Below are 11,691 nucleotides of genomic sequence, written 5' to 3' on the forward strand. Positions count from 1 at the left end.
GCATGCCAGTAAACATTCTCGATATACCTGCTGAAATAAAAACAACTACTAGAACACTATCTCTGTGGCTATGGGGCAGTATCTTATTATTGATAGTCATAGTTTATCTATGCATTTTTCTGGGTTTCTTTTCACAATATCTGTCTAAAAATCCTTATATTTTCTGGTCGGAACTGCTGTTAATACCGTTGTTACTTTGGGGCGGGATTTTTACTTTCAGGTTATTATTATGGAATGGCAGTAACTTAGAGGAGGAATATTGGAATGCAACACGCACTGATTATTATCAAGCGTTACTGCAAAAAGGAAGAGTTCATCTTAAAATTATTGATATAAAGGTTAAGTTTCCTGATATTAGTGGGGACGTAACTGATGCAATGAGTAACTCTCTCTTACCGGTTAGATATACACCTAAATTTACGCATATGTCACGGTATCTCGCCTTTTCTTCATTTGTACATAACATTAATGAGAAAGAACAGTATGAAGAAAGGATGAAGTCCCTTTTTAATAAAATGATGCCTGAGTTGCTAGAAGATATCTATACACATATAACTCTGTTACCGCCAGGTGCTATGTTGACTATCATATCTGTCTTTTCTGATGATCTGAAATTGCAGTTGGAAAAATTGTGGGGTAAGCGCTTTAATCTCATTTTCCCTTTTTCAAATATTCTGTTTGGTAATAGTGTATATGAATCGTTAGATTCATGGTTAGATGAGGGACAAAGTGAATATATTATTCTCATTGCCGCTCATTTGCATGGAAATGAACTGATCAATGACAATGTTGATAATCAATCCGAGTCAATTATTTTATTATTTGGAAAAAATAGCGAGAGCATTGAAAATAAAGGATTATCCTTTGACTCTCTCTATCGACCTGAAATTGGGTGGGATGGTGTAGATAAATCAATTATTTGGGGCGAAGTGTCCTGCGATAATCAGTTGTCAGGTGTTTTATATTCTGGTCTAAGTGACAAAGAAAAAAATGACATCGTGATAAAAACGTCTGATTTCATGTCTGAGAGTGCATTGATGTCATTTAATTATATTAATACTGCTGATTACCTATGTTTATGTGAGCCGGTAACTGAGGTTTTACAGATTAAGTACGTGAAGGAGTTTCTTGAACCAGGGCGTTACTTGCTTATAAATAAATACCATGATTCTTTAATCGTGTCCTATTTTCTCACTTTAGCCGCCGATGATAAGGGTGGGCTATAAAATGAAAACTTTTATTATTAAATTTTCTGGTGTGTTTTTTGTTATTGTTTTCATGGCTTTTTTGTTTTTGCTTTTTTATTTTTGGGGGGATGAGTTGGGGTGGACCTCCGCGAAAGATAAGTTACTGGTTGGCGGAGCCATCCTGTCAGTTTCTTTTTTTCTCTCCTTGGCGCTTGCCAGTCGGCGTTCATTAATTGCTGTAGGTTCTAGGCTGAGATTCTTTCGGAAAGTAGATAATGAGCAAAAGAATGTTGCTGTTCAGAAAGTACAGCTAAAACATCAGGCTATTAGCAGTGCCTGGATCCGTGAACTGCAACAGACTCTCCGGACTCGCTATGGTTTCTTCTGGCCCCGCAAAGTGCGCATTCTGTTACTCACCGGCAGTGCGGCTGATGTTGAACAGCTCACCCCCGGGCTGACGTCGCAATACTGGCAGGAAGACAGTGGCACCGTGCTGTTGTGGGGAGGCGATTTGGGGGCGCAGGCTGATAGCGCATGGCTGAGTTCTTTACGTAAATTGCGCCGCCGCCCGCTAGACGGGGTGGTCTGGGTGACCTCAGCCCTGGCTCAACGCACGACACTTGGTCAGCAAGCGTCTAAAACAACCCTCACCGCTGATATGATGGACAGCGTGGCACAAGCGTTCGCGGCACGTTTTGAGCTGCTCGGTTGGCGGCTGCCGCTGTATGTCTGGTCACTGCATGCCGATGACGGGGCCGATCGCATCACCCAATCCGTCGGCTGTTTACTACCAGTGGGGTGTAACGCTGGCGAACTGAGTACACAGCTTGCCGGGCTGCTGCCGTCGCTGATTGAGCAGGGTACACAACAGATTAGCAGCAACACCCAGCACCCATTCTTGTTGCAACTGGCCGATCAGTTAGCGCGTCAGCCAGATTCTGTCGCCGGCCCGTTGGCGACTCTGCTGAATCCCTATCGCCCTTCACCGTTGGCGGGGGTGATATTCAGCCCGGCGTCCGTCAATGCAAAACGCAGCGTGAAACACCACTGGGGCAAGGATAACCGCTGGGATGTGTTGATTGATTCACTGCCATTATTGCCCGCAGGCTTAGCCGCGAAAAAGCTGGGGTTTGCCTGGCGTAAAACGCTGGCGATGGCGCTGGCGGGCATCATGGTGTTGTGGGGGGTGGGCATGGTGATGTCATTCCTGGTCAACCGAGATACGATTAATGCCAGTGAGTCTCAGGTGAAACTGGCGGCTAATGTGCAGCAATCGCTGCCGGCGCGTCTGCAAGCGCAACTGGATCTGCAACACACGTTAGGCAGATTGCAGTATCGCCAGCAACAGGGCGCACCTTGGCACAGCCGATTTGGTCTGAGCCAGAACGATGCTTTACTGGCCGCACTCTGGCCACATTATTGGGCCAGCGCCACCCCTCTGCTGCGTGATGCCGCCGCCCGTCACCTTGAAGAACAACTCAGCACCATGGCGCAGCTCCCCCCTGACTCTCCGTTGCGCGACTCGCTGGTAAAACCCGCTTATGAGCAGTTAAAACTCTATCTGATGCTGGCGCGCCCGGAGAAAATGGATGCGCCATGGTTTAGCACCACGCTGCTTCATGACTGGCCACAGCGCAGTGGTGTGCCGGACAGCCTCTGGCAGGGTAGCGGTCCCGCTCTACTGGATTTTTATGCTCGTAATCTTTCCCTGCACCCGGCCTGGCGTCTGAAGCTGGATGAAAATCTGGTCAGTCAGGTACGTACCCGGTTGATCAGTCAGATGGGTGCCCGTAACAGTGAATCTTCGCTCTATCAGAAGATGCTGGCTCAGGTGGCGAATCAGTATGCTGATCTGCGCCTGTCTGATATGACCGGTGATACTGATGCTGAACGGATTTTTACCACCGATGCCGTGGTGCCGGGCATGTTCACCCGTAGAGCCTGGGATGACGCAGTAAAACCGGCGATTGAAAAAGTGGCCAGTGAGCGTCGGGAAGAGATGGACTGGGTACTGAGTGACAGTAAAAATACCGCATTGCAGCAGGATTCTCCCGAAGCCTTGCAGGCACGTCTGAAGGCGCGCTATTTCGCTGATTTCTCTACCAGTTGGTTGGACTTTCTCAATAGCCTGCACTGGCAGCAAGCACAGACGTTATCGGACTCCATCGACCAACTCACCCTGATGGCAGACGTGCGTCAGTCCCCCCTGGTGGCGCTAATGAACACCCTGAGCGTACAGGGGAAAACCGGGCAAACCGGTGAGGCGTTGTCTGATTCGCTGGTCAAATCGGCCAAAAATCTGTTAAACCGCGATGAGCAGCCCGCTATTGATCAGCAAGCGGGTGCACAGGGGCCGCTGGATGCCACGTTTGGTCCGGTACTGGCGCTGATGGATGTCAAAACCGGCGGACAGGGCAATACCAACCTCAGTCTGCAAACCTTCCTGACCCGCGTTACCCAAGTACGCCTTAAACTTCAGCAGGTGGTGAATGCTGCCGATCCTCAAGCCATGACCCAGACTCTGGCGCAGACGGTATTTCAGGGCAAAGCGGTCGATCTGACCGAAACCCGTGATTATGGCAGTCTGGTTGCCGCCAGCCTCGGTCAGGAGTGGAGTGGATTTGGCCAGACGGTATTTGTCCAGCCAATGGAACAGGCGTGGCAGCAGGTATTAACTCCTGCCGCTCAGAGCCTGAATGCCCAGTGGCAGGCATCTATCGTCGATGACTGGAACAGTACCTTCGGCGGGCGTTATCCCTTAAAAGATACCAGCAGTGAAGTGTCACTCCCGCTGCTGGCACGTTATCTCAACAGCGACAGTGGCCGTATCGCCCGTTTTCTGCAAACCCGGTTGAATGGCGTGCTGCACAAAGAGGGCAGCCATTGGGTGCCGGACAGCATTAATGCTCAGGGGCTGACATTTAACCCAGCATTCCTGAAAGCCGTGGACCAACTGAGTTATTTGTCTGACGTGGTGTTTGCCAACGGTGAAGCAGGCATACGCTTTGAACTGCGCCCCGGTACCGCGAAAGATGTGATGCAGACTGATCTGGTGATCGACAGCCAGAAGCTCAGCTATTACAACCAGTTGCCAGTGTGGAAACGTTTCACCTGGCCCCATGACACTGAAGCACCGGGTGCCAGCCTGAGTTGGATAAGTACCCAGGCCGGTACCCGACAGTTTGCCGATCTCCCCGGGGCCTGGGGGTGGATCCGTTTACTGGATAAGGCTCAGGTCACACCGTATCAGGGTGTCAACAGCAGTTTTAATCTTAGCTGGAAAGCGCCTGATGGCAGGCCGCTGAACTACACCTTACGGACTGAAGCTGGAGAAGGCCCGCTGGCGTTACTGAAACTGCGTAACTTCGTCTTACCGACGCAAATATTCAGTGTGGATGCCACCGGTGGCGCTCAGAAAACGGATACCGCAACAGAAGAGGGATACTGATGGCTACGTTGCACACCTTACTCAGCGCCTGCCATGCCGAACAGCAGGCGCTTTCGCAGCAGGCCCAGCAGCAGATTTCGCTCTGGGAAAAATGGCTGGTCCCCATTGCCCCGGATTCACCGGTGGGTGATGACCCCGGTTATGACGATGATTTCCAGCAGATGCGTGAAGAGGTCAACAAACTGTCCGGCGCAGATACTGGTTTGGTCTGTGCACTGGCGGAGAAGCTGCTGACCGGTGCGTGCAAAGATGTGCGCGTCGCGACCTATTATATCTGGGCGCGACTGCACATCGATGGCGAAAGCGGGCTGGCGGATGGCCTGGCTCTGCTGGCCGGGTTGGTCCAACGTTTTGGTGATGCACTGCATCCACAACGTGGCAACAGCCGCAAACTGGCACTGGAATGGTTGGCGGGTAGCCGGGTGTTGGATAGCCTGTCACTGTACCCGGAAGTCACAAAAGCTGACTTTGAACGCATTGTGGGCGCGTTGGTGTTAACCGAGGAAAGTGTTGGCGGCTGGGATGCGTCCATCCGCCCTCAGTTCGCTAGCCTGTATGCGGCATTAGAAAACCGGCTAATGCAGTCCGGCGGCCCTGATGCCGTTATCCCACAAAACAGCAGTCTCCCTCGTCACTCTGCGCCTGATGCTCCTGCGTTGAAAGCCGTCAGCTCCGGGCGTGATTTGCTCGATCAGGCAAAACTGCTGGCGGTTTTTTTGCGCGACCAGCCGAACGGCTGGCTGTCGGGGCATCATCTGATGAAAAGTATTCGTCTGGACACCCTGCATGAACTGCCGCCACTGGCAGCTGACGGATGTACCCGTCTGGCTCCGCCGAAGCTGGAGAACCGCGCACTGCTGAAACGTCTTTATCTGCAACAAAGCTGGCTGGAACTGCTGGAGCAAACCGACATCCTATTTGCACAGGGCGTTAATCACCTGTGGCTGGATCTCCAGTGGTATACCCATCAGGCACTGCTGAAAACGGGCGCACCTTACGAGCGCTGGGCTGACATCATTCAGCAAGATTTAAATGGTCTGCTGACCCGCCTGCCGGGGCTTGACGGTCTGGCATTCAGTGATGGTACACCTTTTGCTGATGAGGTGACCTTGCACTGGATAAATCAGCACGTCATGGCAGCAGAAAGTTGGGGCAGTGAACCGGCGGCATCCGCCAGTACGGCGGGTGATGACGATATTTTGCAACTGGAGCCGGAAGCGCTGGCGCAAGCCGACAGCGAAGGTGTGGAAGCGGCGCTGAATTGGTTGCAGAACCGTCCGGGTACCCGCACCTCTCGCCATCAGTGGCTGATCCGCCTGCTGATGGCGCGGGTCGCCGAGCAGTACGGAAAAAACGACATGGCATTGCATTTGCTGGGTGAACTGGAGGGGAACGCGACCTTGATGACGCTCACCCAATGGGAGCCGGAATTACTGTTTGAAGTAAAAGCCCGCCGCCTAAAACTGCTGCGCATGAAAGCCAGCCGAACCGAGTCGGACAAATCACGCTTGCATGGCGAGATGGAAAACCTGCTCGCCGGATTAGTGGCCCTCGACCCGGCACGGGCTGCGGTGCTGTGTGGTTAATCGATAACCCTATCCTGATAAAAAGAAAACCATGAAAGACCTTACCCTGCGTTATTACGACGCCGAAATGCGCTATCTGCGCGATGCAGCTAAAGAGTTTGCCCAAACTCACCCTGACCGGGCAGCGATGTTAGACCTGGATAAACCCGGTACGCCTGACCCTTACGTCGAACGCCTGTTTGAAGGCTTTGCCTTCTCCATGGGGCGATTGCGCGAAAAAATTGATGACGACCTGCCGGAGTTCACCGAAGGGCTGGTGAGCATGTTGTGGCCGCACTATCTACGCACCATTCCCTCGCTGTCGGTGGTGGCGCTGACCCCGGATGTTCCAGCGATGAAAATGGCTGAAATCGTGCCCGAAGGCATGGAAATCTATTCCCGCCCCATTGGGCCGAAGAATACCGTCTGCCAGTACCGAACTACACGCGATATGGTACTCAACCCGCTCGCCGTCTCAACCGTGGTGATGGCGACCGAACCAGACGGCCGTTCGGTGCTGCGTCTGCGACTGGCATGCAGCCCACAAGCTGACTGGTTGCAGGTGGACTTACGTCGCTTGTGTTTTTATCTGGCGGGAGAGGCGGCGGTCAGCAGTGCGTTACATCTGGCCCTGACCCGGCGTCAGGCCGCGCTCTATTTGCGTCTACCCAATCAGGTTGATCGAATAAAACTGGATGGTTGGTTTTCGCCCGGTGGCTTTGCAGACCAAGATTTGCTGTGGCCCAAAGGCGACAGCGCCTTCAGCGGTTATCAGCTATTACTGGAATATTTCACTTTCCGCGAGAAGTTTATGTTCGTGCATCTGAACGGGCTGGAAACCGTGACGCTGCCGGCGGGTATTGCCTGGTTTGATATCGAAGTGGTGTTTGATTGTCAGTGGCAAAGTGATCTGCCGGTCAGGGATGACGCGCTTAACCTGCATTGTGTACCGGTGATTAACCTGTTCTCGCTGGAAGCTGACCCGTTAACCATCAATGGGCTGGAAAGTGAGTATATGCTGCGCCCGCGCCGCTTGCAGGATGGGCACACCGAAATTTACTCCGTCGACGCTGTGACCGGTTCGCAACGGACATCCGATGCCACCTATGTTCCTTTTACCAGTTTTCGCCATCGCGGCGGAATGCAGCGACGTCATGCGCCGGAACGCTATTACCATACCCGCGTAAAACGAGGGGTGACCGGGCTGCATGATACCTGGTTGATCCTCGGCGGCCAGCAATGGGAAGCGGACCGATTGTTTACACGCGAGGCGGTGTCACTGAAAATTACCGGTACCAATGGTCAGCTCCCGCGCAAAGCGTTACAGAGCACGTTGTTGGACCGCTGCGAAGCAGTGTTACAGACGCCGCTGAAAGTACGCAATCTCTGCAAGCCTACGTTACCCTCTTATCCCCCGGCGGAAGACCATTTCCAGTGGCGGGTACTGAGCCATCTGGGCTCAAGTTACCTCAACCTGATGAGCAGCGCACAGGTGCTACGCGGGACGCTGGAGCTGTACAACTGGCAAGGGGATGAACTGAATAATCGCCGTCTTGATGCCATTCAACAGGTGCAGCACCACCAGACGCAGCGTTTTGAAAAGGGCTTTCTGTTACGGGGTATCGACATTGAAGTGACACTGGATGGCAACGGCTTTACCGGCGAAGGCGACATTCATCTGTTTGGCGAGATGCTCAACCGTTTCTTTGCCCTTTACGCTGACATTCATTTGTTCAATCAACTCACTCTTATCGTTCAGCCTGCCGGGAAATGTATCCGATGGAAAGAGAATCACAATCAGCGTCTGCCCGGCTAATCGAACAACTGTGGGATAAACTGCCGTATACCCAGTTTTATCGCTTCTGTCAGTTACTGGAGCAAAGCCAGCCGGATGCCCCGCCATTGGGTAGTCACTGGCAGGTTAGGCACGATCCGGTGCGTTTTCGCCCCCATCCGGGCATGGGGTTTCCGGCCAGTGAATTTAAACGGGTGGAAATACCCGCGCATGCACACCTCCCACCGACCATCCGCACCACCTTTATGGGACTGTATGGCGTGGAGTCGCCACTGCCTACTGCGTATATCGACGATATTACCCAGCGCCGGGAAGGGCATGAGGCAGTCAGCGACTTTCTGGACATTTTCAATCACCGATTGATCACGCAGTACTACCGCGTCTGGCGGAAGTACTCTTATCCGGCCAGCTTTTCGCCCGGCGGCACCGATAAAACCTCTCGGTATCTGCTGAGCCTCTGTGGTCTGGGTATTGAGGGATGTGCACAGAATATCGCCACGCCGGTGTCTCGTTTTCTGGCACTGACTGGCATGATGCGCCTGCCCACGCGCACCAGTGAAGGCATTATTGCGTTAGTTCAGTTGCTGGCACCGGAAACCGATGCCCACGTGATAGCGCATGACCGCTGCCGTATCCCCTTGCGCAATCCACTGGCCCTGAGCGCACGTCACCCCATCAGCATGAGTAACAGCCCGGTAATGGGCAGTCACGCGGTGGATGTTAACAGTCAGGTATTACTGCAATTGAAAACCGATAACCCCGATGAAGCCCGAGAGTGGTTGCCCGGCGGGCAGTTACACACGGATTTGATGGCGTTGTTGCATGTGTATCTGGGGTCGCGGCTGCATGTGCGTTTACAACTGACGGTGTTACGCGCGCTACTGCCTGACGCACAGCTCTCTTGCCAGCCGAAAAGCACCGGTATTCTGTTAGGCAGAACCGCCGTAATGCGGACACAGCGCGTCGCGTCAACCACACCCACCGACACTGAAATGATCACAATTAATCTGGGCCGCTATCAGCGTGTTCAGGAAAATCTTCACCGAAGGGACACCGATGAATATGGCGATTACCGCTGGTAAAACACGTTTTGCATTACTGATGCTGGTCATGGTATCCACTCTGAGCGGATGTGGACTGACTCAGAAAGTGAGTGACGGCACCGTCGCGGTGACAAAATCCATTTTTTATAAGCAGGTGAAAACCCTGCATCTGGATATACAGGCGCGGGATGCGGTAAACAACAACGCGACCGGTGCCCCACTGGCCACGGTGGTGCGCATCTATCAGCTACAAGACCGCAAAACATTTGACGGTACCGATTATCCCTCATTATTTGCCGAGGACAGCCAGGCCATCAAAGCCGATCTGCTTGCTGAAAAAGATATCCGTATTCGTCCGGGTGCTGCGGTGTCCATCGATATGCCGATGGACGAAAAAGCGCAGTATGTGGCAGTCGCGGGTATGTTTCTGGCACCTGATATCGCTAACAACACCTGGCGGGTGGTGTTGAGCCGTGACGACCTCGACCCCGATAAGGCTCGTCAGATTGAACTGAATAATCATGGGATGATTCTTTTACCCTTGAAGGATAAGTAATATGCCCCAGCCTTCTCTCTATGAAATGCTGTTCGGCAACGTAGCGGGTGAGCTTGACCTTCATCAGGTGAGCGAAACCAATCAGGTCGTCCTGTCGGTGCTCGACAATATGCAGCGCATTCTTAACTGCCGCGCCGGTACGCTCAGCCATCTGCCGGATTACGGCCTGCCAGACATGAGCAAAATCTTGCAGGGAATGCCAGGAACCGCACATTCACTGCTGACTACGCTCTCAGCCACGTTGCTAAAATATGAGCCACGGCTGAAAAGTATCAACGTGGTGCTACTGCCACAATCCGCTCCCGGCCATCTGGAGTACGCTATTGAGGCGGAGCTGAAAGGTCTGGGATTGGTGCGTTACGGTACGGCATTTATGCCGGAAGGCCGGGTGCTGATACGTCATCTTAAACAACAACATTATCTCAATCCGGGTGAGTCATCTTAACGCCTATTCAGGGAAGACAAACACATGATATCGAATACTGAGCGGACGGTTAAAACCGGCGGTGACCCCCGCCATTTTGCTGAATTTAGTGCCTTACGTGACGAAATCGGCAAATTACATCATCCCGCTCGCCCGGATGTTGACTGGGGGCGGGTCGAGCAGCTTTGTTTGGCGCTGTTTCGCCAGAACGGGGTTGAGTTGCAGACCACGGTAGATTTTACCTTGGCACGTACGCACATTGCCGGTCTTGCCGGGTTGTGTGAAGGGTTAGAGCTGCTGGCGGGCTTGCTGTCTCATCAGTGGAGTGCATTATGGCCGCCGCAAACCCATGCCCGGGTGGCGTTATTGGCCTGGTTGAGTGACCGGTTGCAGCAAGTTTGGCGCACCATGACGTTATGCTACGGTGACCTGGCTCAGGTGTACCGGGCAGAGCGTGCGTTGGAACAGTTGTGCACGCAGTTGCAAACGCTGGAGCTCAAACATCTGAGTAAATTGGATGGGGTGCGCCTGATGTTGCATAACGCCGCACTACGTCTGGAGAGCGCCGAAGCCGCCGCTGATACGCCAGACCGATTGAGTATTCCGGTACGGCATGCCGGTGTCTCTGAACCACAACGACAGCCACAACCGACATTCTCGTCGGCTGCGGTCAGCGAACCACTGGTTTATCTTGTCAACGAACCGGCCCCGGCGCGTGTTGAGGTGGAGTTGTCGCCGCCTTCGCCGCCCCCACCACGTTGGAAAGCGGGGCAGGGGTTTGTCGCCGGGCTATCGCTGATGGCCGTTTTGATGGCGGGCAGTTTCTTTATCTGGCAGTCGCTGTCATCTAATCCATTGCGCGAGGCATTGCTGACCAGCGTCGCGCCATTACCTGCGCCACTGGCCGCCAAATCAATCGATGAACTGAGAAAACAAACCTCAGATGCTGAGTTGGCACGATTGGCAGGCCCGGTGCTGCAAGGCAGTGGCACACAGTTGGAACAACTGACACAGTTACCGCCGTTATGGGCACAAATGCGGGGGGATGGGGTGTTATCACAAGCGCAGCAACTGTGGCCCGCCAGTCAAGAAGTCAACCGACTGAGTGCATTATGGCAACAACAGCGAGAAGCCGGTGCTGCGCCATTGGTGGAGTTGAAACACTATGCATTGGCACAAGAGCGTTTGCGGCAACTGGCAGAGCGACTGAATGGATTGGATGAAAAGAAGGGACGCTATATGACGGTCTCGGAGCTGAAAACGGTGGTGTTTGCGATACAGCAGCCGCTGGCAAAAACCTTACCGCTGGAAGAATTGTTGCGTCAGTATCAGGTACAGTCCGAGTCAGGGCAGACTCCGTCATCGGCACTGCGCCAACAGATAGACAGCCGGTTTAGTCAACTGCTGAACCGCTATGCGTTGCTGGCGTTACCCAATACGGAACAGCACCCATAGCTGAGACGGCCGTTATCCCTATAGCAACTTAGGGGTAACGGTTGTAATAAATCTGCTAGCTGACAAGACGAGGGTTTTCATCAGATGATTTGAATAATTTTATACATTCAAATCAATTAATCTTGGCATTCATACAGATAAAGACACATATTTGGCAATGGTATTTGTGAAGGCAGAGGATGTCACTGCGGACCCCCTGCTACAAGCGCGTGATGTAA

The 11,691-nt window shown here is 53.0% G+C and carries 8 protein-coding genes; all 8 read left to right on the forward strand.

Translation table 11 applies throughout. The annotated features are described in order from the left end of the window. The first annotated feature begins 2 nt into the window (after window positions 1-2). Genes Q2T71_RS22345 through Q2T71_RS22380 form a run of 8 tightly spaced genes read left to right on the forward strand, consistent with a single transcriptional unit; the run spans window position 3 to window position 11,473 of the window. Window positions 3-1,226, forward strand: coding sequence for a hypothetical protein (locus Q2T71_RS22345; RefSeq protein WP_072084730.1), 1,224 nt, complete (start codon window positions 3-5; stop codon window positions 1,224-1,226). Between the two features lies 1 nt (window position 1,227). Then, window positions 1,228-4,635: an ImcF-related family protein gene (locus tag Q2T71_RS22350; RefSeq protein WP_372560595.1), complete on the forward strand. Its 3,408-nt coding sequence runs from the start codon at window positions 1,228-1,230 to the stop codon at window positions 4,633-4,635. Continuing rightward, window positions 4,635-6,221, forward strand: coding sequence for a type VI secretion system protein TssA (gene tssA / locus Q2T71_RS22355; RefSeq protein WP_372560596.1), 1,587 nt, complete (start codon window positions 4,635-4,637; stop codon window positions 6,219-6,221). Before Q2T71_RS22350 ends, tssA begins: the two co-directional genes overlap by 1 nt. Window positions 6,222-6,252: 31 nt before the next feature. Further along, a complete protein-coding gene (gene tssF, locus Q2T71_RS22360; RefSeq protein ID WP_372560597.1) occupies window positions 6,253-8,016 on the forward strand; it encodes a type VI secretion system baseplate subunit TssF in 1,764 nt (587 codons plus the stop codon). Further along, window positions 7,980-9,077, forward strand: coding sequence for a type VI secretion system baseplate subunit TssG (gene tssG / locus Q2T71_RS22365; protein WP_372560598.1), 1,098 nt, complete (start codon window positions 7,980-7,982; stop codon window positions 9,075-9,077). The genes tssF and tssG overlap by 37 nt, the downstream gene beginning before the upstream one ends. Continuing rightward, on the forward strand, window positions 9,058-9,594 hold the full coding sequence (gene tssJ, locus Q2T71_RS22370; protein WP_309477871.1) for a type VI secretion system lipoprotein TssJ: 537 nt from the start codon (window positions 9,058-9,060) through the stop codon (window positions 9,592-9,594). Before tssG ends, tssJ begins: the two co-directional genes overlap by 20 nt. 1 nt (window position 9,595) lies before the next feature. Further along, window positions 9,596-10,039 (forward strand): type VI secretion system baseplate subunit TssE, encoded by a 444-nt coding sequence (gene tssE, locus Q2T71_RS22375; RefSeq protein ID WP_049601768.1) that lies wholly within the window; start codon window positions 9,596-9,598, stop codon window positions 10,037-10,039. Window positions 10,040-10,063: 24 nt separating this feature from the next. Further along, entirely contained in the window at window positions 10,064-11,473 is a 1,410-nt protein-coding gene (locus Q2T71_RS22380; protein WP_372560599.1) for a VasL domain-containing protein, read from the forward strand. Window positions 11,474-11,691 lie beyond the last annotated feature (218 nt).

This window comes from Yersinia sp. 1652 StPb PI (assembly GCF_041538345.1).
Classification (GTDB): Bacteria; Pseudomonadota; Gammaproteobacteria; order Enterobacterales; family Enterobacteriaceae; genus Yersinia; species Yersinia enterocolitica_E.